Source organism: Rhizobium sp. B21/90, assembly GCF_019355815.1.
In the GTDB taxonomy this organism is placed as follows: Bacteria; Pseudomonadota; Alphaproteobacteria; order Rhizobiales; family Rhizobiaceae; genus Rhizobium; species Rhizobium rhododendri.
In genome coordinates this window covers 53734-78947 of sequence record NZ_CP072164.1, presented here as the reverse complement: position 1 = coordinate 78947, position 25214 = coordinate 53734, and the positions used below count along the sequence as shown (strand labels likewise).

Sequence of the window (25214 nt, the reverse complement as noted above, 5' to 3'; positions counted from 1 at the left end):
GGACGTCTTTCTGAGCGGCAGATGTGTAACGATTCTAACAGCTCCGTCCCGGCTCGAAACCGAGCCAGGATATTTTAAAAGCTAAGCTGTTCGCTAGTAACGGAGATCGATTGCGCGAGCAGCGAACAACGCTGCAGCCAGCTCAAACGCCGAGGCGTTTGCGCAGATCAGCATTTTCCGCGCGCAACTTTTCGGCCAAAGCCTGACGAAGCTTCTTGTTTTCTTCCTCAAGCTGAAGAAGATCAGCCATCTCATCAGCGGCGTTGAGAGGCGCTGGCGGTGTTGCCGGCTGACTAACAGGCTTGGCATTTGCAGGACCCTTGGCCACCGTTTTCTTCGTGGCAGCCGCTACGGTCGTTGTTCCGCTCACTGGTGCGGCTTCAGCCTTGCCAATCCGTTTCTGGCGAACCTTTGGTGTCTTTGCAGCTGCAGCGGCTTCAATCTCGGCCTTAGAACGACGAGGCGCGCGCTGTTTTTTAGACGCAGGCGCCTCAGTTGGAGTCTCTGGTGCTACAACATCAATTTGGGCGCCTGTTTCGGTCTCGTCTGCCATTGCTATCTCTATGTGCGGGTGAGATTCTTTTCGACTTCAGAACGGCTAGTGTCAACAGAACTGCCCTTTATTGCCGTCGGTTTCAATCAATGCGGCTGAAAATCTCGCGAAATTTCCTATCTACAGGACTTATACGGATCCATTCTGCAAACTTTGCCTCAGGCAACGGTTGCTCCCTGCTCCGCTGGGCGTGGTCCTGCTGACTGACGGATCACACAATCGCATCCCATTCGCTTGCACGCCACTGCGGAAGTGATGCGTGTTGGAGGTGCTTACAATTTAATTCGCGCAGCGAGCCTAGTCTTATACCCCCTGGCTCGCTTTTGCCGGACGATGGCTAGAAACAGCTCCACAGCTTGACTTTCATTCTCGAAGCAATGGATTTTCTGCCGCCCGGTTGATCCGATCCGGCCCCACCGTCGCAACAGCGACGCGTCGCCGAACAATGTTGGCTCTATCGACATTGCATAAAAGCGTGCTTTGTTCTCTGCCTTCTCCGTCCGCTCGATGTAGACGCTGTAGGGTTGGGTGATCATCATGAGGCTAGATTGGCTGGCACAGGCTCCTACGTCCAACGACACTATTGAATCAGACGAACTCCATTGATTCAATTTGTTGATGGTCTGACCGTGGCATCAGCACGCTGCGCGAAGGACCGAAAGTTAGCCACGAGATTGGCCAAGATGGCAAGACAGGGAAATCAAACGCCGAGAACATCCGGCATATCGCACTCGGAGGTCGACGGCATTATCAAATCAGGAAAATGTTGTCCTGGTCCGAAACCTGATGTATTCTCTGGCGATGAAAAAACACTCCACTCTATCCAGTCAGGTTATCCAACCCAGCAAGCTCACCAGCTCACGCGGTGAAAAAATCAGTGCGGTCGAAGGGATGAACCTGTCGCCAAGAATGCGTGCTATTCTCGCACAGTCCCAGGGCAAGAGTGGTGACGAACGTCGTGCGCTGGTCCGGGCGCAATTTACCAAAATCAAAGTCTAAGAGTGGTCTATACGGCCACGCAGGATCCCGCCTGCTATCCCGGCACTACGGTGCTGGTTAACAAGCTCGATCTCGTTGACCAGGACGAACTCGACGAAGCCGAATTAGCCCTGTTTTTAATTCGCGCCGACGAAGATCCACCAGCCGGCCGCCTGGATTATCCCCACTACATGGCGTTGCACCACCATCTATTCCAGGATGTCTATGAATGGGCAGGCCAAGCCCGCACCATCCGGATCGGGAAGGGTAGAAACTGGTTCTGTTATCCCGAATATATCGATCAGGAAATGAGGCGCGCCTTCGGCTCCCTTGAAGGTCATCACTTTCTGTCAGACAAGGAGCCAGCCGAATTTGCCCGCATCGCTGCCAATATCCTCGCCTGGATCAACGCTATTCACCCGTTCCGCGAAGGCAACGGTCGTACCCAGCTCGCGTTCTTGTCACTGCTGGCTGAAAACGCCGGCCTGCCGTTCGACGACGACCAACTCGTCCGTGAACGTGTCATTTCCGCCATGATCGACAGCTTCGATGGTAACGAGGAGCCTCTGCGGCAGCTGATTTTCGATCTGGTCAGCGCCTGACGCATCAAAATAATGCTGGTACTGCCTCTCTGTGCTGTGAGGATCGTTTGAGGGTCTCCGGCATCATCCATCGCAGCGCGTATCGGAATTGCCAAATCCGTTGCTTCCCGTTGCCAGTCAGCAGGCGAGTCCTCGAGTCAGTCAAGTGGTGGGTGAGAGGTGCTTTATCCCCGAGTGTGGCTGACATCCCCGGCGCACCAAATCTTATACCGGGAAAGGGACTCCTGGCCGCTGGGTGTGTATACCTGCCTGCACCCGCAGTGCCATGCATCGCATTAGCCACGATTGGCGGGCGTAGTTTACCATCCAATCTCCCACGGGCGCGGCTTACCGTGAAAGACCACAACACGCGCGTTGTCGGGGGTCGAACCATTGCCACTCTCATCGTCAGCAAGTGCCCGCCTCACCTGCGACTTCCACGAAACAATCTGGCCAGGCAATATATCCTGCCAGCGGTCGGCGGCATTGATCCAACAGTGTTCCAATACCGCCTGGTCGCCACCCTTCCGACAAATCTCCATCCAACGCTCGGGTGAACTGATCCATTCGGACCAAACCGGACGGCGAACTGCTTCCGGCAGATACATGATGGACGATTGCAGTCCCTCTGGACGATAAATGTCGCGCATCAGAGCGAGGCGGCCGACGGAGACGATATCGTCGAGGCGCCCCACTATTGAGGTGTCGAGGTCCATGAAAAGAATGTCTCCGGAGAATTCAGGTCGAAACAACTCCATCTTCGACCACCAGCCCGGCCAATCGTAGGTCAGCGGCAGAGTCTGGACACCCCTGATCCCAATGTCGCAAAGACAGCGAAAGTCGGCATTCGGCAGATGATTCATCACCTGGGCTCGAAGCCGCAAGACGTGGTGGGCGGTGTATTCCCCGCCAGATCTCAGAACGCAAAAGATGGAAGTCACGTCGCGTGGATCCTGTTTACTACCTTCACATCAAGGAAGACGCATGACGCGCCGTCTGGCTGCGGACCATGTAGCGGTGCGACCGGAGGGACTTGATATTTGACCTCCCATTCCATGATAGCTGGCTGGAGATGATGGTCTCCTATCGCCTATCAACCAAAACGCGGCAAAAATTATGCATAAGCGTAATACGTTAATTTCTGCCAATATGTCCTATTTTTAGTCGTATGATTCCAAATACGGGATATATCCGAGCGTATCAAGCTCAAATCACAACACAGATGAATAAAATTTAGGTATGGAATTTGGGAGATTTGGCAGCTATCACCCGATCTCGACCCAGCCTTACTATAGCTCGTGATTTGCATGATATTTTTGAAATTGCCCTCAACCTGCCGCCGAGAGAGCTGCATAGAACCGAAGAGAATGTCTAAGGCGACGATGTCTGCCGTTTTGGCGACGGTTGGCTTGATGCTGAATATACCTGCGGCAGGTGCGACCGCTCTGACCGCCAACGGATGCAAAAAAGGCGTCTTCCTGACGATCAGCGGCAGGATTGGCAAAATTACAAACAATATCGACAAAACCTATGAATTGTCAGAGCGTGAATTTCTTGCCTTGCCGACATCCACTGTAACGACATCAACACCCTGGACCCCCAAAAGCGAGTTTGTCGGGCCCTTATTCAGCGATTTGCTCCAAGTAGTCGCGGCGAAGGGAAATAAGATGCGCCTCATGGCGCTCGATAATTTCAGCGTCGAAGTAGATGGTGATTTCCTTGCCAGGTATGGCACTATACTGGCCACCACCAAGGACGGAGTACGCATGACTGTGAGAGATTTCGGGCCGATCTTCGTCATGTTTCCTCGTGATCGCTTTAGGACGGAGTTGGACACACCGGTCAGGGCATCCAACATGGTCTGGCAATTATGCGGGATCGAGGTGGAATGAGGTCTCTTCATCTGGCGTGGTTCGGTTTCCCAGCAGCGATCGTCGCGGTATGCATCGGCATAGTCGCTTCTCACTGGAGCATACTGAGAACCGAATACATGCCGTGGTCCGACATCAGCACCCGGAACCCAATATATTTCTACTGGCCGACAGCGCAAGTCATGAGGGAGCTTGAAACCGTCAGGCTAGATTTGAAGTCAATTGCCGACGGATCTGGCGTCGACCCGGAAGGGCTATCATTTCACATCGACGTCCTCATATCCGGCATCGATATCATCGTACGGCCGTCTGAACTAAACGACGGATACAAGCGCATCTCGGGATTTTCACGCGATGGCCCGCTTCTAGTGGAGTTCGCGACAAACGTTCTGCCTTCGATTAAGCCGGGAATATCGGCATCGGCTACTAAAGCATTGATGCCAACGTTTGAGGATGTGGGCAATCTTTTGCTGAGATTGTCCACGGAAGCCTGGGACCAAGACAGCCGGTTAAAGGAAAAGTCCCTCGAAACCATCCGGACCGCAAATTCGATTATTCTCGTTATCGCCGCACTGCTGGCTTGCGCCGTTTTGTCCTCTCTCATCACCTCAATATTCTACTGGCGGGCGATCTTGGCAAAGACGCGCGCGGCAGAGGCAGCGGAAGCCGCTGTCGAGGACAAGATGAGCTTCCTCGCAATGATCAGCCACGAGCTTCGAACACCGCTTCAGGTTATCGTCTCGGCGTTGGATGTTCTCGACAGACCTCAAGACGGCAGAACCCGGAACGAAACGACTGCGCGCATTCGTCGGGCGGCAAACAGCCTGACTATCCAGCTTCGTGACATGCTGACGCTAGCCCGTGCCCAAACTGGTTATATCGAGCTGCAGCCGGCCGTATTTGAGATACGGGAACTCGTTCGAGGGGTAGTCGGGGATTATCAGGCCGCTGCAACAGCCAAGCACCTCGAGTTGCGGATAAACTTTCCCGATGAGGCCTATTTCGTCGTGGCCGACAGTGAGCGCATCGCACAACTGCTGCATAACCTCATATCAAATGCAGTTAAATACACGCCGTCCGGCTATGTTCAGGTTGATCTCGCCCCTTTCGACAAGAAGGTAGGCAAGCTGATATTGCGATTGATGGATACCGGGCCTGGATTGCCACCAACAGTCCTTGAGAGCAACCTCTATGCAAAGGGACTGCTGAGCCTTGGCGGCGGGAGAGGGATCGGTCTGTCGGTTGTCCAGACTTTGTTGCGACAGCTCGGTGCATGCATGGCAATCAAAGGCCTGCCGGGTGGCGGCACGGGCTTCGATCTGGAAATACCTGCCGTGGAAGCGTCTGAACATTCCAACGAGGCATCTGAGACCCAGAAACGGGTTCTGATTGTCGACGATCATCCTGACGTTTTGAAAGGGCTTTCAAGCGTATTTGAAGACCATGGTTTCTCGGCCAACACTGCCGCTTCCGGCATGGTGGCATTAAATTTTTTTGCCGCACACAGTTATTCAATTATCTTGATCGATCTCGACATGCCGGTCATGACAGGATGTGAGCTGGCATCGCATATTCGCAAGTTAGATCCGAACCGTCGGACCAGATTGGTCGCAATAACAGCGGCAAGACATCGCCCCCAGCATGACCTGTCACTGTTCGACGCCGCATTGGATAAACCGGTACGTGACCAGCAGTTGCTGGCGATCATGCACTCTTGAAACTGGCATTCAAGGCGGCGACAAGAATCGGCATACTCGCAGGCTTCGTGAAGAATTTCAGATCGTGCCGCGCCAGAGCCGCGGCTATATTTGCTTCATCGGCATTGCCTGTCCTGATCTGCCCCGTCAATATGATGATTGGGCAGCGGGCGTTACGCGTGCGAATTTTTTCGACCAACTCGAGCACCGTCTGGCGGCGTGCATCACGCTCGATGATCCAATCAAGCACATAGGCGTCGAACCCGCTCTGATCGCACAAATCTTGAGGGTCGTTGAAAGCCACCGCATCAAGACCTGACGTCTCCATATAGCGGACAATTGTTTCTGCGGTGTCGACGTGATCGTCGAGAACCGCCACCCGACGACGTGAGTTGGTCGGCTCGATCAACAGACGCGTCACAGCGTGTGCCGGTATAGTCGATTTGGCATCTGATGGCATGACGCGCCACGCACCATCGATCTCGGTTGCGATCAGAGTGCCTGGAGGCACCTGCCCCACAGCATTTCCCAATCGGATCCGGCAGGGCACGATGTGACTGTTGATAACAATCGAAGCGTCAATCAGTGCGTCTGTGGTGTCGAGACTGATGAGCTCTTCCAATGTTTCCCCGAAGTGCGCGGCAATTTGTGTCAATTCCTCCAAGGAGCAGGAAGCGTTCATAGTCAGGCGGCGATTGGCGGCTGAATAGGACAGCCCTAGAATTTCTGAAACTGTAACCGCATGGCGATATTTTGGAATGCCGTGACGAACCAACAGGGCGGCAATACACCGCGCGGCAAGACCGGGCTCGCCGTCGAGCCCATCTGAGCGTTTTTCGGTAACATCTATATCATTCGAGACATTTTCGCTCATATGCAACTATTCCACTCTTGCGAACGCGTGCTTCACGGATATATATATGTAGCACAACGCAATGCCATTACTTTCGGATGTTGGAGCGCATTTGTTCAACCCGTGGGGACGGGATCCTGGCGGTCTCAAGACAGCATTTAAATCAACTGGCGCGCAGGCGAAGTGGGCCAGACGTTGACGTCTTGTCCGGCAATCACAGCTCTCTAGTCCTGGACCGTTCGACGGCCACCACAAATCGGCGATCACCCCGGCTGCTTTGCCTCAGCCTATCAATGACGACGAAGGAAATGAGTTCGAATGGAAGACGCCGGTAACAACATCGTCGTGAGTGTTCCCCATGTCGGTTTGGGCAAGCACAGCGCGCGGGGCTTTGCGCTCGATCAATTTGCTAGACAGCAGGGCTATCAATCATTTGCAGAATGGTCGGTTCACTGCTTCGATCAGGCGTTGCAGATCTCTGGTGAAGTCCGTGAAAGCGACTCTATCAACGTCACCATTCCCTCAGACGAACCGGCGGGGATACTGCTCAAAACATTTGGCTACGAGGTCGTTCTCCGGCTTCAAAAGGCAGAGAGCTAAGAGTAGGCCTTTCATCTGGCCTACAAAGCGATCCCGGCGAATTTGCGTACGATCCGCCTCGAGTCGCGGGAACGCCTCGCGGCTCTTACGAATGTACCCTCCGCCCTGCTGCGGCCATCCCGAAGAGCGATCGGCTTAATCTGAGTGTCCCCCGCCTGCTCCGCTTGACCAGTTCCCGCAGATATCCACCCGCATTGGAAACCGAGCCATTCGCACTTCGTTCAGCGGTCAGTGCCAGCGCCACGATCGCGAGATCTTGCCCAAGCGCGCCTACCGCCTCCTGATAGACTCACGGATTGACGTGACAAAGGCGGCAAAGTAGCCCGCCTGACGAACGGAACACCGCCCAATGGCTGAACACTTCGGGCACCATCTCCGATAGTTGCAAAAATGCCGACCGCAAGAGCGGCAATGAAACGCAGACGATGTCGTCATCCCGGCCCACCGGCCGCCTTCCTTGCTCTATTAGCGCCGCTGCTTCCGAAGGGTTTTCCTCAAAAGCCTTCGCGCCAATGTCGCCGGCCTCACTGATGCGGTTCGCGTCGGAGCAATTCCTCAGCTCACTACGAGATTCAGAATCTAGAGTTTCGGCTGTAGTTTGTAGGGGCCGAAATTTCACCAGCACGGTGTTAGCATCTCGGCTCTGATAGAGAGCCTCCAGGAGCTCGGACGCTTCAATGCGCAGGGCCTCGAGCGCGCCCACGACCTCGATCAATTCCGGGGATCCCTGGGCGCGACGCTCGCGTAGTCGGTCACGGCGGGCCAACAGCAAATTCCACGTCTCGTTCAGCGATCCCAATTCCCGTCTCGCCGCCTCGACGATTGCCGCAATGGACCGCCTGAGCGACGTGCGCCGATAAGAAAGAACCTTGCACTGCCTTGCTTCAAACTCCGCCGCATCCGCGAGATCGAGCAATTCGCGGTAACGAGCAGCAATTGGCGATAAATTGATACCATAGGCCTCGACGATATGGCCGTCCTCACCGCGCCGGCCGCGCCGTTGATATGTCGGATGGTCCGAGTAACAAATCAGACCGACGTCGACCAAACCAGCAAGGTGATATTTCAGCGTCGATATCTTGATGCCGAGGCGTCGGGCCAACAATTCATTTGACGGCCAGACGACAGGGTCTATGCCAATGTCGGACCAATCCACCGCCTTGGTGAAAGCAAACAACTGGTCGATCAGGGCAATCTTTGCGGCTTTCAACCCTATTGCCGATGCAAAGCGCTTGGCCACCTGCAGGGCCTGTGTTCGCGACGGATGGCTCTTGCTGCACCCACTTGCTTTAGCCGTTCGGTAAGCCGTGAGGATGCGTTCTGTCTTGATGCTGGCGACACTCACCCGCCGGTGTGTACGTTCATGATGTGATTTGGGCGTGCTTATCATTAGCGTCCTCTTCCAAGGACACGGCAGCAGAAATCCGCTCGCCAAATGGCGCCGATGCTTGACAACAATAGGGTTTTTGGAGATGATCTCGTCATTCTTGCGGGTGATCAACCCCGTATCCAAGCATTGAGCTTTGACGGATCGACCTTGAAAGCGGCAACTTTCGAGGTCGTTTTCGTTTTGCCGTGCGCTATCCTTTCACCTGATTAATCGATTCGCCAAGGGACCGGCTGATCTCATAAATCGTTGATATTGAAGCCTTTCAATTTAAGCGGCTTAGGCAACCCGCTTAAATGAGCAATATAACAAACGATGCGGTGAATACAAGCGCGTGACGTCTCTCCCACAGTCGATGGGTAAGCACAGCGATCTTGAAAAATATTCTCAGGGAGGCGTGATGTCGTCGATCGCTTGTCCCGTCACCTCGACGTGAGCGGCGTGCAAGGCTTTAAGTGCGTCCTGACGGATACTGAAGATCTTCGCAGCCTTGCCTTTTCGAACCGACGAGGCACTCCTAACGTCAATGACGCCCCTCTCCTTCATCGTCTTCGCAAGTCCAGTAATCTGCGAGACGTGGTTATCCGAGCAATTGGCAATCGAACTGGCGGTAGGCTTTCGGCCGGCGGCAATCTCTGCCGCTACCGCTGCCAGGAAGCCGACCTGTCGCAAACGCGTAGATCCTGTATCACCAGGGAAACGCGATGCCAGCACGACATAAAATAGCTTGTGAAGATTGTCGGCTGAGACGGCCTCGACGCTGCTCACGGTTTCAGCAGACTCAGCCCGCGGTTGGTCGGAAACGGCGGGTTTGTCCTGCGCCCGTCCCTCAGACGCCGCAATCTGCGCGACAACCAGCTTCCCCAGGACGAGAGGCATTCGCTCCTCAACCTCCGCCGCGAAGCGCATAACCCATTCGTGGGCGTCCCGGGGAAGGAATACTCGAGATTCGGTCAGGTGTTCACCGAGCGATTTAGCCCACCAGGCCCGACGATAGGCGTTGTATTTTTCGCGTGATGTCATGCTGATCTTGAAGCCAGGAGCCAAGCCAATTGGAAGGGAGGGAGCGAATATTCGCTCCTCGAATCATATAGGTTGACCATGCGGGCCGCAAGACAACAGCTTTCGCGAGAAATCGCGGGGCCGAACCATGCCAACTGACCTGCTCAAGCCCATCTACCTAATCACCAGTATCTTTATCCATTGGACTGTAGAAGCTCGGGTCTATCGAATACGTCTTGGTTCTGCACGGAGCGGCGTGGCCCTATCTGTGTGGCTTTTCTACGGAAACCAACTCGAAAAGCTATTGCGAGCAGAACGATCCCGCATCCAAGTCCCAGAAGTACAGCAGCGAATGTTTCCACGACATTGCCCTTTGTCAGTTGGACGATGACTGATGCTGCACGTCAGCAAGTAGTTTCCGACGAGGCATGACCGCGCTGCTGAAAGCCCCTATCATCCTAAGTCGACGACTGCTTTAACACGGCGTCGCCACGTTCTCCACTGAGGTGGCTTTGAAGCGACGACTGAAAACGCGAAAGGTCCCCGTAAGTTACAGAAAACTCGGCGCTGAATTTATTCCGCTCTTGCTCAATCTGCATGGTTTCCCGTGCGGATGTAGCCAAGAGGACCTTCACACTCAACAATCCTCTCAGGCCAATCGGAACGATTTGGAGGCTGAGATGTACATGATCAATCGAGTCATCTTCGAAGAAGCCTCCCTCTAATAACGCTGGGGCGTCGCCTTGGCCTATTGGATATGCCCCAGGGGACATCTCGAATTTACGAAGTTCGGCAAGGCTAAACCATGCAGCGCTTTTTCCGGAGAAGTCTCCGCTTTGGACGACAGCGGTCAATTCACCATGATGATCGTCGTCTGGTTTGTATTGGACTGTGATCTTCTGCACGGCACCCCCAAAAACGGTCTATCACCTGAACGATAGACTTTTTGACACGACTGGCGGGCCGAGTGTCTATGGCCGCTTCGGCCCGAAATCGGACATAAGACTTTGACAACATCGCGCCAGAAGTGGTCATTGAGGTCAATATAATCGGAACGTCTCATTAAAACTATTCATGGAAGCGATGAAGCCAGAAGGCTGGATTTGGCCGCTTGGCAGCGATATCGTTGATCGGCTCAGCTTGTCCATCGCGCCGAGACCTCCCCGTTGCGCGGCAATCGGCCCTTCGAAAAGGTTCTCCATGTCGCTACTTGATGCGGACGCAATCCACCCAATCACTCTGCCTGACGGCAGAGTCTACTCAGACACGGTTTACCTGAGGAACGTCATTGACCACCCGCGTATTGAGGTCGGCAACTTCAGCTATTTCACGCATTCTGGAAAACCGGAAGAAACGGCACAGATACTGGCACCCTATCTCGGTCACGCATGTCGCGAGCGGCTGGTGATTGGCAAATTTGTGCAGATTGCTCGGGGCAGCTATTGCATAACCAGTTCGGCCAATCATCCAATGACTGGTTTCACGACATATCCATTTCGGGTCTTCAAGCCCGAGACATTTGGCTACAAGGACCTGCCTGTCAGAGATACGGTCGTCGGCCATGACGTATGGATTGGCCACGACGCAGCAATCATGCCCGGCGTGAGCATTGGTGCGGGCGCAATCGTGGCCGCAAGCTCGGTCGTTACTCGCGACGTGCCGCCGTATGCAATGGTCGGTGGCAATCCGGCCGCCGTCATTAAAATGCGTTATCCGGCGGACGTTATAAGCGACCTCCTCGAAATTGCCTGGTGGGATTGGCCGATCGAGAAGATTGAAGTGAATTTGACATCCTTGAGCAATGGTGACCTAGCCGCTCTCAAGATCGCTTAGCGCCGGGCCGCGTCCGCTTTGGGCTGACACCGCGCTTGGCAGAAGCGCCAAGAGCGGCCATTCAAAGTAGCCGAAGCTCTTCGTGAACCACGACTGGCGGGAATCGCACAAAATCCGCCAAATCGAACTCGACTGTGAACGCGAGCCTCCGGGTCTTTGCCCACTCAATAGCGGCCGGTTTGGCAGACAGCGGTACTTTGGTTGCGAGGGAGCAGTGGGGAACCCATTGGCCGACGCGATAGTGTTCGTGACAAGTAAGCGGGTCTAAATGGTCGTGCAACCTCTCGTGAAGGCGCGATAACACTTGGTCCGGGCGCGGTTTTGCCCATAGAACCATAGGGTCGTTATCGAAATATTTCACGGCGTCTAAGGTAATTGACAACTTTTCTTGCGTTGAAAACACCGCCGTCATGATCGTGCTTATATCGACAGGCCATTGAGTTAGAACTGCAAACGTCAGATGGGGCGGGTACCCTAATTCCTGCATGGTGCGTATTCCGATGATGCCGGCCATCTATTCCGACGCGAAGCCGGCCACCCATTCCGAATTCATTCCGGCCACGATTCCGGCGTGAAGCCGGTCATCTCAAGCTGAACTCTGGGTCTTTGCAATGAATGGATCCTGATTGTCGCGCCGTCATGCCTGGGTTGTTTCCGCGGCGGTAACGGAGCGTTGCTTTCGCATGCTCTCCCCGGACAACTCGATGCGGTATGCATTGTGCACGAGGCGGTCCAGGACGGCATCGGCGATGGTCGGATTGCCAATCATGTCGTACCAGTGTTCGACGGGGACTTGGCTGGTGACGATGGTGGAACGCTTCTCATATCTGTCCTCGACGATCTCCAAGAGGTCGCGCCTTTGCTCGTCATTGAGCTTCTCCGGCCCCCAGTCATCGAGTAATGTGTAGCACAACATTACTTGATTAACGTTCACTGCGCAGAGATGTGGAGTTGATACCGCATGAGCCCGCAACTGCGCACCATTCCAACGATACCACTCCACATAACTGAATCATCGTCCGCCTAGATTGACCGCTCCCCAAACCCAACAGGAGAGCGCCATGCTAAAGGTTTTATTCCCGAAGTCTTGCCATTACCAATATTCGCGCTTCGGCGCGGAGCTTGAATTGTTTGCCCGGTGGTTGCTCGCAGTAGGGTATCTCCCTGGTGCTGCGGCACGCCGTCATGTCCGCCGATTGAAGCGCATCCTCGAGGCCACAGCGGCCCTTGAGTGTGGCCAGTTTATACGCGAAGCCGAATTGGAAGAAGCGTTAGCCCTCGTTCCTGGCGCTCTGCGCGACGCTTCCACTGAGCGGGCATATCGCCGCTTCCTAGAGGCAGAAAGACGGCTTGAAGAAACAAAGCCGAAAGGGCCTCTGGAGCACTTGCTGCTACGATATCGAGAATATCTTCGAGACGTAAGGGGGTTGGCACCAGCGACGATTGGCCAGCATCTGGCAACGATCGAGGTTTTTCTGTCCTTGTCGGCTGGACCAGCACAGGACCTTTCCGCACTGACATCAGAGCACGTCGAAAACTTCATCCATACCTTGAGCCGCAGAGTGCTGCGCCAAACGCTCCAGCATAAAGTCGCCCATCTGCGCGCTTTTTTGCGCTTTTGCGGCGATCGTGGTGAGACTGCGCGAGGGCTTGAGCGCATCGATACGCCCAGAACCTATCGTGGAGAATTGCCGCCTCGTGCCCTTGGTTGGGAGGTGATCGAAAAATTGCTGGCCTCGGTCGCCAGGACTGATTATCTCGGCCGACGTGACCATGCGATCCTCCACCTCATGGCCTATTACGGTCTGCGGCCTTCTGAGATTGCAGCGCTGACGCTAGACGCGGTCAATTGGAAGGGACGTACTCTGCGCGTAGAACAGCGCAAGACTCGTTCCACCCTGGTTCTTCCTTTGGCTGACCAGACCCTTGAAATCCTCGACAGATATCTTGCCGAAGGGCGTCCCTGCGGTACGGTGACGGACGTCCTGTTCCCGAAAGCGCGTAGTCCTGTGGGAGCCCTGACGAGCTGGGGGATATGCGACATCTTCACTAAACGGGCACGGCAAAGCGGCCTACCGCTCGATGGTGTCTCATCATATGCATTGCGACATTCGTTTGCCATGCGATTGCTAGGCCGAGGCGTCGGGGTAAAAACGATCGGTGACCTGCTCGGGCACCACAGCCTTGAGAGCACTTGTGTTTATCTTCGCATCGAGACGGACATGCTGCGTACGGTGGCTCTGCCAGTACCTGGCACTGCTGCTCATTGAGGAGAATGGCAATGTTCACAACCATCTCTCCGACACCCCTCGATCAGCCGATTGTGGCATGGCTTGCCCATCAGCGTGCTCTTGGCCGCCGCTATTACCCGGAGGAAAGGGTTCTAGTGACCTTGCGTGAATTTATCAGCCGCACCCCGGGACAGGATCTTGACCGTGCAAGCTTTGATCGATGGTGTGCCGCATTCCCTCATCTGGCAAGCAATACCTTGCGTTATCGCCAACGCGTTGTCCGCATGTTCTGCCTTTATCGGCGGCGCAAGGAGCCGGGCTGCTTTGTCCCCGATCCCTTGTACTTCGCGCGGCCCCGGCCGTACCGGCGTCCCGTTATTGTGGAGCCCGGGCAAATAGCCAGAATGCTGACCGCCGCTAACAATATGCCCGTCGCTTCTGGATCGCCGCTGCGGCCTGCGGTTTATAGGATGGCCGTCATTCTGCTGTACACGACCGGGATGCGTCGCGGCGAATTGTTGCGCCTTACGCTGGCAGACTGTGAGCCTGAAAGTGGAGTGTTACGGGTTCGGGAGTCCAAGTTCCACAAATCAAGAATATTGCCGCTGTCGCCCGACGCACATACCGAATTGTGTAGCTACCTTCGAAAACGTCTCGCCCCGCCGTTCAGCAGGGATCCCGACACGCCACTTCTTATCAACACGGAAGGCGGTCTTCGTTCCTATACTGGCACTGGGATCAGTGGCGGAATCCATGCCCTGTTCAAGGCCGCAAATGTTGAGGATAGCGAGGGCCGACGGCCCCGCATTCACGATCTGCGTCACAGCTTTGCAGTCGGGGCGCTCATCCGTTGGTATCTGGACGGCGCCGATGTGCAATCGAATTTGCCGAAGCTGGCTCTCTACATGGGTCACGTTAGCATCGCGTCGACGGCATGTTATCTGCACTTCCTTCCGAAGCTGAGGGCGATCGCCAGCGACCGCTTTGAAGAGGCTTTCGGCGGTCTCGTCAGCGAGGTCGTGGCATGAAGAAGCATCAATCCACGGCATTGGGACGAAGCATGGCACGCTTCTTTCAAGAATATCTTCCCGCTCTCCGCGGCATGAGCCATCATACGATCCGGAGCTATCGCGACACGATGGTCCTGTTCCTGCGATTTGCAGCGGCAGAGACCAAGGGATCCGTCGAAAGCATCGACGTCTCCGACATCAATGCCGACAGGATCGGTAGCTTTCTCACGTCGCTTGAGGTCGAGCGTGGCAACAGCATTGCGACCCGCAATGCAAGGCTGGCGGCGATGCATACCTTTGCGCGGTTCCTGATCTCAGAGCATCCCGAACATATGGATAACCTGCAAATGGTGTTGACACTTCCCTTCAAAAGGGGCGCGCGGGTGGCACCTGTCGAATATCTCGAAGAGCCAGAAATCAAGAGCGTCCTGGCGTGTATCGACCGCCGCACGCCTTCAGGACGGCGGGATTACGCACTGTTCTCGCTGATGTTCAATACGGGTGCACGAGTTCAGGAAATTCTGAACCTTCGCATTTGTGACCTTCGTCTGGTATCGCCCTGCCAGGTGCGCCTGCATGGCAAAGGCAACAAGGTTCGCCTCTGCCCGATCTGGCGAAACACGGCCCAGCTTCTTCAGGAATTGATCAACACGCAGCATCCGCCCTCGGATAATCCCGCCGAGCAACGAGTCTTTCTCAACGACCGCGGCACACCGCTGACCCGGTTCGGTGTTCGATACTTGCTGCGCAAATATGTTGATATGGCCGCGCGGGAAGAGTCCACTCTGGCCGAAAAAAGCATCCATCCCCACTCGCTGCGGCACACAACGGCCATCCACCTTCTCAAGGCGGGCGTTGACATTGCCACCATCAGCCAGTGGCTCGGCCACTCGGGCCTGAACGTAACGATGCGCTACGCGCGAGCCGATATCGATATGAAGCGGCAAGCGCTCGAACAGGTCTTTCCGGACGTGATGTCATCTACAAAAAATCAGACGATCATTGCTTATGATGGCGGGATGTTAGGCTGGCTGCGCCGCTTATAGCAGCTCAGTTATGTGGAGTGGTATCGTCGGAAAGGTGCGCAGTTGCGGGCTCATGCGGTATCAACTCCACATCTCTGCGCAGTGCACATTAATCAAGAATGAGCAGGTCGGTTCTCGCCAAAGCCTTTAAAACCTTTGGATATCGGCCGTCAGCACGCGCCAAAGCCAGGGTCGCGAAGAGCCTCGGAAGCCTATGATAGGCGACAGCGAAGTCCTCGCGGCATGCCTTGTGCCCAAGAGCGCAAGACAACCAGCTCTTGCCGACGCCCGCAGGTCCGATCATCAGTATGCTATGGCGCTGCCGGATCCAGTCGCATCCGGCGAGCTTCAGGAAGAGATTGCGATCGAGGCCACGGGTGGCGCGAAAGTCGATGTTCTCAAGCTGGGCATCATGGCGGAGGTTTGCGGCCCGAGCCCTTGCCTCGAAGCGCTTCTGGCGGCGTGCGGTGGTCTCTCGCTCAAGAAGAAGCGCGAGCCACTCTCCGTGCTCGAGGTGCCTGACTTCCGGCTGCGTGTCGAGTTCTTGATAGGCGCTTGCCATGCCGGAAAGGCCGAGATCGCGCAGCATGTCGATGGTGGGATTGGTCAGCATGATGGAATGTCTCCTCAATGAAAGTAACCGGGACCGCGCAAATTGGCGTGTTCCATAACGGCGGCAGGTTCGGTGGAAGGCTTTTTGCCCTTGTAGGTGGCGATGAGTGAGGCGATGGTCTTGCTGTTCAAGCCGCCGATATCGACAGCGCGTGCTGAAACGGCCTCGGCGCGGTCATGACCGATATCGCGATAGAGGCGCAGAATCCCCAAGCATGTTCTAAAGCCCTGTTCCGGATGCGGACGGCTGGCGAGAATGGCGATGATAAGTCCTTCCGTCTGCGGCCCAATGGATGCGCCCCATCGTCGGAAGCGCTCCGGTGTCCATTCCGCATATCGGCGGTGCGAACTCGGCATATGCGCCGGGTCTGTTCCGTAGCGCGGACCACCATAGCGGCGCTGATGCACAGCGACGCGTTTGCCTCGGTGGAAGATCTCGATCATCCGTGCGGTGGCGCGGATATCGACTTGGCTCCGGATGAGGCCGTGCGGGACCGAATAGAAGTAGCTCTGGAACTCAACGTGATAATCCGTCGACACCCGCGCCAAGCGCCATTCTGCGAACTCGTAGTGCTCGGCAGGTAGACCAGCGAGTGCTGCCCGTTCGACCGTCTCAAAGAGGTTCCGACGACTGACGCCCAACCGGCGCATAACGTGATTGTTGATGCGCTCCAGCATCTGAGCAATCGCGGCATTGGCTTCAGTGAGCGAGAAGAATGTCTGTTTGCGAAGGCGGCCGAGAATACAACTCTGGGCGAACTTTACGCCATTCTCGACCTTGGCTTTGTCCTTCGGGCGTCGCGGACGTGCTGGCAGGACGCCAACACCATAATGAGCAGCCATCACCCCGTAGCTGCGGTTGATCTCCGGATCGTAGAAGCTGGCGCGGTTGACGCCGGACTTCAGATTATCGGGCACGATCAGCCGGGGCACACCGTCGAAGAAGGTGAACATGCGGACGTGTGACCCAATCCAGTCCGGCAGGGTCTGTGTCCATGTTGCCTCGGCGTAGGTGTAGCTCGACGCGCCGAGCACGCCGAGGAACAGTTCCGCCTCGCGGATCTCACCCGTCTTGCGATCAACGATCGGCACCTTCTTGCCGGAATAATCCACGAAGACTTTGTCGCCGGCAACGTGTTCCTGGCGCATCGTCGGTGAAAGGCACTTCTCAAAGCCACGGAACAGCTCGCAAAAACGGCTAATATGTTTCGCATAACATATTAGCCGTTATGTTGCGGCCAAATTTATGTAGTGGAAGGCCTCTCTTGCTCAAGCGCCTCGGTGTCGTGGGGGGCTTGACGCAACATAACTCGATGACTGGGTAGCAAGCTTTCCAATGGAGGTTTGCTATGGATCATACGACTGATGCCGGCCGCTCGGCGGCCCACTATCATGATGACGCGCCGTTTGCCGAAGAGCGGAACCGTTATCTTCGCCACTGCGCGGAACGCGGTGCCACTCACGCTTCTCTCAAAATCAAACGCAACGAGCTGTTGTGGATTGCCCCGCGCCTCGGTCCGAATGCTCCTTCGGAGGGCATCGACATCGAGGTCCTCCGACAGATTGCGATTGAGAGGCAACAGGCGCACGGAGCGCTCACGGCCGCCCGAAGAGTGGTCGATATCGGACGTCCTTGGCTTCGATTTCTTGGTTGGTGGCGAGAACCGAGTACCGGATTCGAGTATCAGGGGCAACTCGAAGAGTATGTGAGATGGATGCGCGATGAGCGCGGCTTCACACCATCGACGCTTGAGCAATGGATCCGTGTGATCGGCAGGTTCCTGCGCTGGTGCGATCAGACGAACCGGCAACTCGGAGATCTTCAGGCGGTCGACATCGACGCTTATTTTGTGTCCCAGGCAACGGGACGATGGTCCCGTGTGTCGGTCGCCACCACTGCTTCTGCTCTGCGGGTATTTCTGCGCTATGCCGGAAAGCGGGGATTATGCGCAAACAACCTGGCCGGATCGATCGATCGTCCCCGGCTTTACCGAGAGGAGTCGCTGCCGTACGCCCCGAACTGGTCAGACGTGCAGCGCATGTTGGCCGATGCCGACACCGACAAGCCGCGGGACATTCGCGATCGTGCAATCCTGCTGCTGCTTGCGGTCTATGGAATGCGGAGCGGCGAGATAGTTGCATTGCGCCTCGATCGGATCGACTGGGCCGGTGGGACCCTAGGGCTTTTCCGTCTGAAGCGCCGCCAGCCGCAGATCTATCCTCTCGTTTCGTCTGTTGCTGAGGCGCTTGCCCGCTACATCGACACGGTTCGGCCGTCGTCGTCGCACCCGGAAGTCTTCCTATGCATGCAAGCGCCCCGTCGGCCGTTGAAGGCGGGAAGCATCTATGATGTCGCGAACCGCAGATTTGTCGCGCTTGGAATCGAAGCGGCCCATCGCGGGGGGCACGCACTGCGGCATGCCTGCGCCTCTCGGCTTCTTGCCGAAGGTCTGTCGATAAAGGAGATCGGGGACCATCTGGGGCACCGCAGCGCGGCGACGACCAGTATCTACGCCAAGGTGAACTTGGCAGCCCTTCGCGAGGTTGGTGCATTCGACTTGGGAGCGCTGCAATGATGCTGTCCAATGTTGTCGACGCGTATCTGGCCAAGCAGCGGTCATTGGGCATGCGTTTCGAGTCCGCCGAGGTGCTGTTGCGCAGATTCTGCCGCGTGATGGGCAATCCCGAGATCAGCGAGATTACCCCGGAGGCGGTAGCCGCGTTTCTCCAAGGCAGCGGATCGCTCAGCGCCACCTGGATGCTGCGTTACAGGGTGTTGAGCGGTCTTTACCGCTTCGCCGTCAGCCGCGACTATCCGGCGTTCTCGCCACTGCCGACATCATTGCCGAAGCTGCCGCCGCAACAGACGCCGTACGTCTATTCGACGGAAGAGCTGCGCCGGCTGCTGGACGCGACCTCTATCCTGAAGCTTGGGCACAGTCCTCAGGTGCCGGCAATGTATCGCACCCTTCTCCTGCTGCTTTACGGTAGCGGTATGCGCATCGGCGAGGCGCTTCGCTTGGTCTTGCAAGACGTGGACCTGACCGAGCAGATCATCACTGTCCGCGACACGAAGTTCTTCAAAACGCGTCTCGTGCCGATCGGACCAAAGCTCAACTACGAGCTGTCTGCGCATATCGAACGCCGGCGCCTTCTCCCTTTGCCGCGTGGGGAACAATCACCGTTGTTCACTACGCGCGATGGCCGGCCGTGGCACTACGTGCGGGTTATTTCCTGGTTCCAGCATGTCCGTCGAGCCGCCGGAATCAGTTGCCCTATCGGGGAGCTTCGGCCGCCACGACTGCACGATATTCGTCACACCGCCGCCGTGCACCGGGTGGTCGCCTGGTATCGCTCCGGTCAAGACGTGCAAAGGTTGCTTCCGCAACTCGCAACCTACCTTGGCCATATCGATATACGTTCGACCCAGCGCTATTTGCACATGACGCCCGATCTCCTCGATGCAGCCAGCCAGCGCTTTGCGCAATATGCAATGGGGGCCGACCATGAAGGATGAGAACCTCCTTGGTCCGTGGATCCGTCGTTTCCTGTTGGAGCATCTGGTCGCCGAACGCAATCTTTCCCGCAACACCCAAGCCAGCTACCGCGACACACTTAAACTGCTGTTGCCGTTTGCGAGTGAGAAAGGAAGTTGCGCCATCGAACGTATGACAGTGGAGGAGTTGACGCCGGCAGTCGTCCGCAAATTCCTGGACCATCTAGAACGTGATCGCCGATGCAGCGAGGCAACCCGTAACCAACGGCTGGCGACCATTCATTCGCTGGCACGCTTCGTCGGCATGCGATCACCGGTTCATCTGGCGTGGTGTTCCGAGATAAGGGCAATACCATTCAAAAAGACAGCGAAGGCCGCAATCGGGTATCTCGAGAAGGCCGAGATGGATGCGCTTCTCGGTCAACCTGACAGGCGTACGCCTATCGGCGCGCGTGATCATGCTCTGTTGCTATTCCTGTACAACAGCGGTGCTCGCGCGGATGAGGCCGCAAAATTGACGATTGGCAATCTTCAGTTGGGCACGTCTCCGTCAGTCCGCCTTCACGGCAAAGGAAACAAGACACGAATTTGCCCATTGTGGCCAGCGACGGCGATATCGCTGGCTCGACTCATTGCCGATCGGGATAGGAGCGATGCGGTCTTTCTGGGTCGGACGAAGGAGCCTCTGACGAGGTTCGGAAATCACCGCGTCGTGACGCAATACGCTGCCACGGCGAGCAAAACCGTGCCGACATTGGCCACGAAGCGCATCAGCCCCCATACGATCCGGCACACGACAGCTGTCCATCTCCTGCGAGCAGGCGTCGATATCAACACGATCCGCGCTTGGCTGGGCCATGTGTCGTTGGATACCACGCACATCTACGCCGAGGTGGATCTCGAGATGAAGGCCAAGGCGTTGGAAAAGGTTGATATCAGCGGCTTGAGAAGCACCCCACGGCAGCGATCCCTGCCGTCATTGATGGCATTCCTGAAAGCATTGTAGGCAACTATCTTATGTGACGGCTTGGGCCAAGGAATCACCGAAATCCTTGGCTCATTCCCTGCTGCCGCAACATAAATTTGGCCGCAACATAACGGCTATATCCATACCCATCTGGATGAATGCTGCGGTATTCTTCCCAAAGGATAAGCAGCGTAACGCCTGGCTTCTTCAGCTCTATTGAAAGCGGGCCCCAATCGGGCTCTTGGCGCAATCGCTGGCCCTGCTTGACGCCGGGGTGGACGAAAAGCTTGGCCTCAAGGACATCGTCTGTCAGGTCGCTGGCGAGCGGCCAACTCAGCCCTGCCATCGCAGCCCGCTTCAAATTGTCCTGCACGGTGCTGCGAGCAATGCCAAGTATGACCGCGATCTCGCGGCTACTCGTCCCGCTACCCGCAAGCCGCAGCATTTATCGAATGTGTCGCACGGTCAGCTTTCTTTTTGCAGGCATTAAATCCCCTCGTGGATATCGAGGGGACACATGCCAAGGTTGCTGACCCAGGGGAACTTGAGTGCCGAAAACTGGCCGGTTATTGATTGGAATGGTGGCCGGCTTCAAATCAGAGTGGCGGCTGGTCAATGATTGGAATGGCGGCCGGCTTCAGAGCGGAATCCGCAGCTTCTGTCATGGTGACGCCGGCTGAAGGGTGTCCAGGCCATTCGATCTCTCCGTATTTGTCGCAAAATACAAAGAATCTGATTGTCGCCCTTCACTCAACCCCGAGCACGCACGCCATTCTTGAACAGACACTTAGGGTTGGGGTGTTGCTGCAAACAATCCAGGATTCATCTTCCATAACCTTCGCGCGAACGGGGTTCTAGCGCCCTCATATGCGGCTGTCTCCGACCATCCTTGTCACTCCAGTTCAAGGCAACTTCCATTGCGGGGTGTCCAGCCACGTTGGCCATCGGTCCCTGGCTGCCGCTGGCGCTGGGCTTCACATCCCCAACCGGCGTTGACATAACGGGTCTACCAAGATCGTCACGCCTTTTCGCAGCAACAAGATTACCTGACCCGTCAGAAGCACTTGCGAGATCATTTCTTGCGCTTGAACTGTCCATAGTCGGCACCGGATGAGTGCTTTCTACCAACTTGTTATAAATATGCTCGGCTCCCTGAAACGACAAAGAAACGGTATGATCGACATCGGAGACAGCCGGGGTGACTAATGGGTGGCCAACCGACGGGGCGGAAGAGTTACCGAAACCGGATCGTGTATGAATTCCAGGCGCGACTTGTTGCTGACCATTTTGAACAGCAGTGATTGCGGCCCGCGCCGAGTGTTCGACGCGCAACCATTGGGCCTCCGTTAAATCGGGGAAGTCTTCGAGACGTGGCTGTAATGAGGACCGCACCTTCGGTGGATGCTCGTTAAACGGTCTGGTGGGTATCGTGCTACACATCTTTCTCTCTATGCATTCGACAGCGGCTCGCGGCACCCGTAAGGATTTATCCCAGTGAGATTTGATGATTGCATCGATTTCCTCCAAGGCGGCGGTGGTTAGCCAAGAGTCGTCATCGAATTCTGCTCCCGAGGAGCTCGGCGCTTGCTGTGGGTGGCCACCAGACTTACCAATGAGTGGCTCCTGGTTAGCGGGCATCATGTCATTCCTCTCAGACACATCCACTTTCTGGAAAGCGTCGCCAAATCTGGGCTTGTGCAGATCCATGACAATAGTCTCCACCGCTGAGGGCTTCTTGGAAAGCGATTCGCACGCGGCATCGATCTCTGCCAGGACCGTGTCGGTGAACTCAGGGAAATCGGGGAAATCGTCGGGGCTCGTTTGTGGCAAAATGTTCGCATGCGGTGCGAGGTCATGAGAAAATCTGACGGCCGCACCGCCATCGCCACCCCTCCCCTGTTCGTCCGAGCGGGCACTGCTGAGACCGTCGAGAATTTCAATGTATGGGCTATGAGAACTTGCCTCAGCACCCGAAACAGCAGTGGTTACATGCGCGGAAAGACCCTGAGCTTCGTGGCCAAAGCGCAGGTTGACCGCTGAATCTTCGAGCTCCTCTAGCCTTTGGGTCGACGCCGAGATGATGTCACCCGAATTTCTATCAGTCTCGTAACCGGTATCTCTCCCGAACCATTCTGCGGGTGGGCCCGAATAGAAAGTGGACACAGAGGTAGCATCTGGAGACGCCGAGCTTTCCTGCGATGCTCTGTCTGCCGATGTCTGAACATCGTTCATGCCCGCCTCGGGCAGACCTTGTCTGCTAGCCAAATGCGCGAGCCTCGTCTCGCCGTTTACGGGCGAAGACGGCGAGATAGTATTGAACTCTAGGTCTAAGCTTCCCTGCCGCTGAGTGACCGATCCGCTTGCCTCGGAGGGGTGCTGACTTTCGCGCGGTCGCGTTGTTCCTAGTGTCGCTAAATCCGACAAGAGACCAGGTTCCCCGCTGCGCCTGTCGGGGTTTTCACCTGGAAGCTCACGTAAGTACCGCGTAGCGATGCGGAAATCGCCGTTATTACGTCGCGAAATCACGGGTGCATTCGCTCTGGCTTCGGAAGGTCCTAACGACACCGCAACGGTCTCACGAGGCAGGTTTGAAGATCTATCTGGATCACGCGCCATTTGATTGTTTAGTTCAATAGGCCTGTGAAAATGGTTTTTGACCTCAACAAGAAATTTAGGACGTTTTTGGTTGACAGATGGTGGTCGCTGGTCATGGCTTTCGAAGCCGTCAGCAATTTGCGTAATACTTTTTTTGTCAGGGGTGGTTTGCAGCCGCTTGGTGGTAGAGCTCTCGGCTAGCGCATCCCCTCTAAATCCCGAACCGTCCCAGATACGGGCTTTTTTGACTTCATTAGATTTTGCGATCACACCTTGAAACTCCGTGGTGATCGCGTGCTGAAGAGAACGATGGACAGATGCCATCCTCTCGGAAAACGCCTCTTCAAAAGTTTCTTTCTGGAATTCACCTCGCTTACTTTTGTGGCTACCTATAAGGGCAATGTCGCGCTGTAAATTCATTGAAAACTTTCTAGAAAACTCTCGCAGAAAGTCGTCTTTTGTGTTGTGTGAGCTCAAGTCGCTTTGCTCTGCAAGCCTTAGCGCTACGCCGCGTTGAAAAGAAGTAACTGGAAGATCAGCAGAATCTGGATGTTGGGCAAACGCAGCGCTTCGACAGAGACGACTCCAAACGCTCCCAACCCAGTGCTGCTGTCTCTCTTCCAGCGGACGATTGCGAACATTCATCAGCGCACGTAAAGCGTCTGGTTTTCGCTCCCAAGTGGACGCTCCGCTATTTCCTGCGACTTGCTCATTCTCGAAAACCGTCGCGCCGTCGCGGGTTACAATTGCAATTTTGTCAAACGTCTTATTGTTTTCGACGTCGAAAGCTACACGTGGCCACATTGAGTAGTAGTGATCATGCGTGTCAGCGTCCGTTAATACACTTGACGCTATGTATCTTTTTTCTATTGCTTTCTCAAAACGATCGTGAATAGCTGTGAAACTAGTTATTCTATCCGTCGCGACAATATTCAATTCTGTTTTATAACCACATAGGCGAGCTTTCTTTAGAAGAGACCTATATTGATGTGGAGAGTAGCATGACTCCAGTATTATGTTTGCTTTATTTTCTATACCGCGATCAAATAGTTTGTGATACCATTCGGTGATAGCAGACGAATTCTGTCGCTCTACCAAATGCGAGCCATTCATGAGGGCAGTGTTGTTGCCAGGAATGTATGCGTTGAGATCGTCCGGTATTATCAGTTGGGTACTTTCACTTCCGAATCTGCTTCTGATTTGGCGAACCATAGTGCTCTTACCTGCACCGGGTTGACCGCTCACTACCGCAAAAGTAGGCTTTGCAACAGGTGGTCCAAACGCTCCGATTGCTGGAATTATTTGGTTTTCGAATATCTCCTGTCGGTCTGGCGGGGACAGAGACACCGATCTATCAACTCTGAGGTCATCCTTCATTGTCGCGTGGCTCCTCAAAATTCGTGAGCCACGGATCAACAAATATTTTGACGAAATGGTTCAATTCCTCGGTCTGCCGTGCTGCCTCTACAGCGCTACCGTTGAGACCTTCCAATTGACGGGAAAATTCGATACGTTTTGCGTCAGCTAAGGCATATCGGGATGCGAGGTCCACGAAGCGTTCGTGGCCTCCGTACTTAAAGGTGATGAGCCTTGAGGTGAGTGCTCCCAACAGATCGTGAGCATCGTTAATAATCTCAAATGCCAATTTGTCGCGGTAGCACTTTGAAAGCCCAAGTTCACCACCCAGTCGGCAATCCACTTTTGGAATCATGGTAACACTCCAGGTTAAATTGATTTAGTAAAATACACCATCCAGTAATACTTTCTGATTACAAACAAGGCCTTCGTTGTTACATATGAAATTTGGAAACAATCCCAACGACGCCTGCGCTTGCCTGCCGCTTTTGCCGTCTGATGCAGGGTGAAGCGCATTCAGATCGACGTTGCGGATTTCGCTAAATCGGGACAGGGATTTCAGTAAGA

The 25214-nt window shown here is 55.4% G+C and carries 24 protein-coding genes and 3 pseudogenes; 12 read left to right on the top strand and 15 right to left on the bottom strand.

Annotated features, from left to right (window positions below; translation table 11 throughout):
- Window positions 1-142: 142 nt before the first annotated feature.
- Both J5278_RS26335 and J5278_RS26330 read right to left on the bottom strand, forming a co-directional pair.
- Window positions 143-553, bottom strand: coding sequence for a SyrB-like regulator (locus tag J5278_RS26335; RefSeq protein ID WP_111223086.1), 411 nt, complete (start codon window positions 551-553; stop codon window positions 143-145).
- Window positions 554-825: 272 nt separating this feature from the next.
- On the bottom strand, window positions 826-1017 hold the full coding sequence (locus tag J5278_RS26330; RefSeq protein ID WP_307877492.1) for a WGR domain-containing protein: 192 nt from the start codon (window positions 1015-1017) through the stop codon (window positions 826-828).
- 322 nt (window positions 1018-1339) lie between these two features.
- Between J5278_RS26330 and J5278_RS26325 the strand changes: the two genes are divergently transcribed.
- Together J5278_RS26325 and J5278_RS26320 are read left to right on the top strand one after the other, a co-directional pair.
- Complete coding sequence (locus J5278_RS26325; RefSeq protein WP_240539180.1) at window positions 1340-1552, top strand: hypothetical protein; 213 nt, start codon at window positions 1340-1342, stop codon at window positions 1550-1552.
- A gap of 2 nt (window positions 1553-1554) precedes the next feature.
- Window positions 1555-2133: a Fic family protein gene (locus J5278_RS26320; protein ID WP_209186716.1), complete on the top strand. Its 579-nt coding sequence runs from the start codon at window positions 1555-1557 to the stop codon at window positions 2131-2133.
- A 299-nt stretch (window positions 2134-2432) separates the two neighbouring features.
- Here J5278_RS26320 and J5278_RS26315 read toward each other — a convergent pair whose 3' ends face one another.
- Window positions 2433-2975, bottom strand: a complete 543-nt coding sequence (locus J5278_RS26315) for a hypothetical protein (protein ID WP_240539179.1) — start codon at window positions 2973-2975, stop codon at window positions 2433-2435.
- Window positions 2976-3479: 504 nt separating this feature from the next.
- Between J5278_RS26315 and J5278_RS26310 the strand changes: the two genes are divergently transcribed.
- Both J5278_RS26310 and J5278_RS26305 read left to right on the top strand, forming a co-directional pair.
- Entirely contained in the window at window positions 3480-4004 is a 525-nt protein-coding gene (locus J5278_RS26310; RefSeq protein ID WP_111223083.1) for an oxidoreductase, read from the top strand.
- Window positions 4005-4165: 161 nt separating this feature from the next.
- Window positions 4166-5701, top strand: a complete 1536-nt coding sequence (locus J5278_RS26305; protein ID WP_161959402.1) for a response regulator — start codon at window positions 4166-4168, stop codon at window positions 5699-5701.
- Here J5278_RS26305 and J5278_RS26300 read toward each other — a convergent pair.
- On the bottom strand, window positions 5688-6554 hold the full coding sequence (locus J5278_RS26300) for a helix-turn-helix domain-containing protein (protein WP_111223081.1): 867 nt from the start codon (window positions 6552-6554) through the stop codon (window positions 5688-5690). The two genes, J5278_RS26305 and J5278_RS26300, sit on opposite strands and share 14 nt — an antisense overlap.
- A 297-nt stretch (window positions 6555-6851) precedes the next feature.
- Between J5278_RS26300 and J5278_RS26295 the strand changes: the two genes are divergently transcribed.
- Entirely contained in the window at window positions 6852-7133 is a 282-nt protein-coding gene (locus tag J5278_RS26295) for a hypothetical protein (protein WP_111223080.1), read from the top strand.
- 85 nt (window positions 7134-7218) lie between these two features.
- On the opposite strand, the gene repC is transcribed toward J5278_RS26295, so the two are convergent.
- The 4 genes from repC to J5278_RS26275 all read right to left on the bottom strand — a co-directional run bounded on the left by repC (window position 7219) and on the right by J5278_RS26275 (window position 10427).
- Window positions 7219-7377 carry a replication initiation protein RepC gene (gene repC, locus J5278_RS31780; protein ID WP_374108328.1) on the bottom strand — a complete coding sequence of 53 codons (159 nt, stop codon included), beginning with the start codon at window positions 7375-7377 and terminating at the stop codon, window positions 7219-7221.
- A 45-nt stretch (window positions 7378-7422) separates the two neighbouring features.
- Window positions 7423-8634: a helix-turn-helix domain-containing protein gene (locus tag J5278_RS26285; RefSeq protein ID WP_209186714.1), complete on the bottom strand. Its 1212-nt coding sequence runs from the start codon at window positions 8632-8634 to the stop codon at window positions 7423-7425.
- 273 nt (window positions 8635-8907) lie between these two features.
- The gene (locus tag J5278_RS26280) at window positions 8908-9543 is read right to left on the bottom strand and encodes a hypothetical protein (RefSeq protein ID WP_111223092.1); all 636 of its coding nucleotides are present in this window, start codon (window positions 9541-9543) and stop codon (window positions 8908-8910) included.
- 437 nt (window positions 9544-9980) lie between these two features.
- On the bottom strand, window positions 9981-10427 hold the full coding sequence (locus J5278_RS26275) for a hypothetical protein (RefSeq protein WP_111223078.1): 447 nt from the start codon (window positions 10425-10427) through the stop codon (window positions 9981-9983).
- A gap of 295 nt (window positions 10428-10722) precedes the next feature.
- Here J5278_RS26275 and J5278_RS26270 point away from each other — a divergent pair, with 295 nt between their 5' ends.
- Window positions 10723-11355 (top strand): CatB-related O-acetyltransferase, encoded by a 633-nt coding sequence (locus tag J5278_RS26270; protein WP_111223091.1) that lies wholly within the window; start codon window positions 10723-10725, stop codon window positions 11353-11355.
- A gap of 61 nt (window positions 11356-11416) precedes the next feature.
- Here the strand turns inward: J5278_RS26270 and J5278_RS31775 are convergent, their stop codons facing one another.
- Both J5278_RS31775 and J5278_RS26260 read right to left on the bottom strand, forming a co-directional pair.
- Window positions 11417-11767 carry a 2'-5' RNA ligase family protein gene (locus J5278_RS31775; protein WP_374108337.1) on the bottom strand — a complete coding sequence of 117 codons (351 nt, stop codon included), beginning with the start codon at window positions 11765-11767 and terminating at the stop codon, window positions 11417-11419.
- A 225-nt stretch (window positions 11768-11992) separates the two neighbouring features.
- A pseudogene (locus tag J5278_RS26260) lies at window positions 11993-12256 on the bottom strand (ATP-binding protein); the annotation flags it as partial.
- Between the two features lie 160 nt (window positions 12257-12416).
- On the opposite strand from J5278_RS26260, the gene J5278_RS26255 reads away from it, so the two are divergent.
- The 3 genes from J5278_RS26255 to J5278_RS26245 are packed head-to-tail and all read left to right on the top strand — an operon-like array spanning window position 12417 to window position 15642.
- A complete protein-coding gene (locus J5278_RS26255) occupies window positions 12417-13625 on the top strand; it encodes a tyrosine-type recombinase/integrase (protein WP_111223095.1) in 1209 nt (402 codons plus the stop codon).
- A gap of 11 nt (window positions 13626-13636) precedes the next feature.
- Entirely contained in the window at window positions 13637-14614 is a 978-nt protein-coding gene (locus tag J5278_RS26250) for a tyrosine-type recombinase/integrase (protein ID WP_111223096.1), read from the top strand.
- Window positions 14611-15642 carry a tyrosine-type recombinase/integrase gene (locus J5278_RS26245; RefSeq protein WP_111223097.1) on the top strand — a complete coding sequence of 344 codons (1032 nt, stop codon included), beginning with the start codon at window positions 14611-14613 and terminating at the stop codon, window positions 15640-15642. The genes J5278_RS26250 and J5278_RS26245 overlap by 4 nt, the downstream gene beginning before the upstream one ends.
- Window positions 15643-15733: 91 nt before the next feature.
- Here J5278_RS26245 and J5278_RS26240 read toward each other — a convergent pair.
- Together J5278_RS26240 and istA are read right to left on the bottom strand one after the other, a co-directional pair.
- A pseudogene (locus J5278_RS26240) lies at window positions 15734-16234 on the bottom strand (ATP-binding protein); the annotation flags it as partial.
- Window positions 16235-16248: 14 nt separating this feature from the next.
- Window positions 16249-17433: pseudogene (gene istA / locus J5278_RS26235) on the bottom strand (IS21 family transposase); the annotation flags it as partial.
- A gap of 149 nt (window positions 17434-17582) precedes the next feature.
- On the opposite strand from istA, the gene J5278_RS26230 reads away from it, so the two are divergent.
- From J5278_RS26230 to J5278_RS26220, 3 genes are read left to right on the top strand one after another with little or no spacing between them, the layout of a single operon-like run.
- Window positions 17583-18809, top strand: coding sequence for a tyrosine-type recombinase/integrase (locus J5278_RS26230; protein ID WP_111218331.1), 1227 nt, complete (start codon window positions 17583-17585; stop codon window positions 18807-18809).
- Window positions 18806-19750 carry a tyrosine-type recombinase/integrase gene (locus tag J5278_RS26225; RefSeq protein ID WP_111218329.1) on the top strand — a complete coding sequence of 315 codons (945 nt, stop codon included), beginning with the start codon at window positions 18806-18808 and terminating at the stop codon, window positions 19748-19750. The genes J5278_RS26230 and J5278_RS26225 overlap by 4 nt, the downstream gene beginning before the upstream one ends.
- Entirely contained in the window at window positions 19740-20735 is a 996-nt protein-coding gene (locus J5278_RS26220; protein WP_111218327.1) for a tyrosine-type recombinase/integrase, read from the top strand. Before J5278_RS26225 ends, J5278_RS26220 begins: the two co-directional genes overlap by 11 nt.
- Window positions 20736-20769: 34 nt before the next feature.
- Here J5278_RS26220 and J5278_RS26215 read toward each other — a convergent pair whose 3' ends face one another.
- From J5278_RS26215 to J5278_RS26205, 3 genes are all read right to left on the bottom strand, one after another.
- Window positions 20770-21141, bottom strand: a complete 372-nt coding sequence (locus tag J5278_RS26215; protein WP_206423133.1) for a hypothetical protein — start codon at window positions 21139-21141, stop codon at window positions 20770-20772.
- A 377-nt stretch (window positions 21142-21518) separates the two neighbouring features.
- The gene (locus J5278_RS26210) at window positions 21519-24668 is read right to left on the bottom strand and encodes a zeta toxin family protein (RefSeq protein WP_209188299.1); all 3150 of its coding nucleotides are present in this window, start codon (window positions 24666-24668) and stop codon (window positions 21519-21521) included.
- Complete coding sequence (locus J5278_RS26205; protein ID WP_111221650.1) at window positions 24658-25002, bottom strand: hypothetical protein; 345 nt, start codon at window positions 25000-25002, stop codon at window positions 24658-24660. Before J5278_RS26205 ends, J5278_RS26210 begins: the two co-directional genes overlap by 11 nt.
- Window positions 25003-25214: the final 212 nt, after the last annotated feature.

Excerpts from the sequence above, each read along its gene's own strand:
- J5278_RS26210 (WP_209188299.1), bottom strand. The coding sequence starts at position 24,668 with ATGAAGGATGACCTCAGAGTTGATAGATCGGTGTCTCTGTCCCCGCCA.
- J5278_RS26280 (WP_111223092.1), bottom strand. The coding sequence starts at position 9,543 with ATGACATCACGCGAAAAATACAACGCCTATCGTCGGGCCTGGTGGGCT.
- J5278_RS26310 (WP_111223083.1), top strand. The coding sequence starts at position 3,480 with ATGTCTAAGGCGACGATGTCTGCCGTTTTGGCGACGGTTGGCTTGATG.
- J5278_RS26315 (WP_240539179.1), bottom strand. The coding sequence starts at position 2,975 with ATGAATCATCTGCCGAATGCCGACTTTCGCTGTCTTTGCGACATTGGG.
- J5278_RS26295 (WP_111223080.1), top strand. The coding sequence starts at position 6,852 with ATGGAAGACGCCGGTAACAACATCGTCGTGAGTGTTCCCCATGTCGGT.
- J5278_RS26335 (WP_111223086.1), bottom strand. The coding sequence starts at position 553 with ATGGCAGACGAGACCGAAACAGGCGCCCAAATTGATGTTGTAGCACCA.
- J5278_RS26225 (WP_111218329.1), top strand. The coding sequence starts at position 18,806 with ATGATGCTGTCCAATGTTGTCGACGCGTATCTGGCCAAGCAGCGGTCA.
- J5278_RS26270 (WP_111223091.1), top strand. The coding sequence starts at position 10,723 with ATGTCGCTACTTGATGCGGACGCAATCCACCCAATCACTCTGCCTGAC.
- J5278_RS26330 (WP_307877492.1), bottom strand. The coding sequence starts at position 1,017 with ATGTCGATAGAGCCAACATTGTTCGGCGACGCGTCGCTGTTGCGACGG.
- J5278_RS26305 (WP_161959402.1), top strand. The coding sequence starts at position 4,166 with ATGAGGGAGCTTGAAACCGTCAGGCTAGATTTGAAGTCAATTGCCGAC.
- J5278_RS31775 (WP_374108337.1), bottom strand. The coding sequence starts at position 11,767 with ATGACGGCGGTGTTTTCAACGCAAGAAAAGTTGTCAATTACCTTAGAC.
- J5278_RS26230 (WP_111218331.1), top strand. The coding sequence starts at position 17,583 with ATGGATCATACGACTGATGCCGGCCGCTCGGCGGCCCACTATCATGAT.
- J5278_RS26205 (WP_111221650.1), bottom strand. The coding sequence starts at position 25,002 with ATGATTCCAAAAGTGGATTGCCGACTGGGTGGTGAACTTGGGCTTTCA.
- J5278_RS26250 (WP_111223096.1), top strand. The coding sequence starts at position 13,637 with ATGTTCACAACCATCTCTCCGACACCCCTCGATCAGCCGATTGTGGCA.
- J5278_RS26220 (WP_111218327.1), top strand. The coding sequence starts at position 19,740 with ATGAAGGATGAGAACCTCCTTGGTCCGTGGATCCGTCGTTTCCTGTTG.
- J5278_RS26215 (WP_206423133.1), bottom strand. The coding sequence starts at position 21,141 with ATGCTGCGGCTTGCGGGTAGCGGGACGAGTAGCCGCGAGATCGCGGTC.
- J5278_RS26300 (WP_111223081.1), bottom strand. The coding sequence starts at position 6,554 with ATGAGCGAAAATGTCTCGAATGATATAGATGTTACCGAAAAACGCTCA.
- J5278_RS26245 (WP_111223097.1), top strand. The coding sequence starts at position 14,611 with ATGAAGAAGCATCAATCCACGGCATTGGGACGAAGCATGGCACGCTTC.
- J5278_RS26255 (WP_111223095.1), top strand. The coding sequence starts at position 12,417 with ATGCTAAAGGTTTTATTCCCGAAGTCTTGCCATTACCAATATTCGCGC.
- J5278_RS26325 (WP_240539180.1), top strand. The coding sequence starts at position 1,340 with ATGTATTCTCTGGCGATGAAAAAACACTCCACTCTATCCAGTCAGGTT.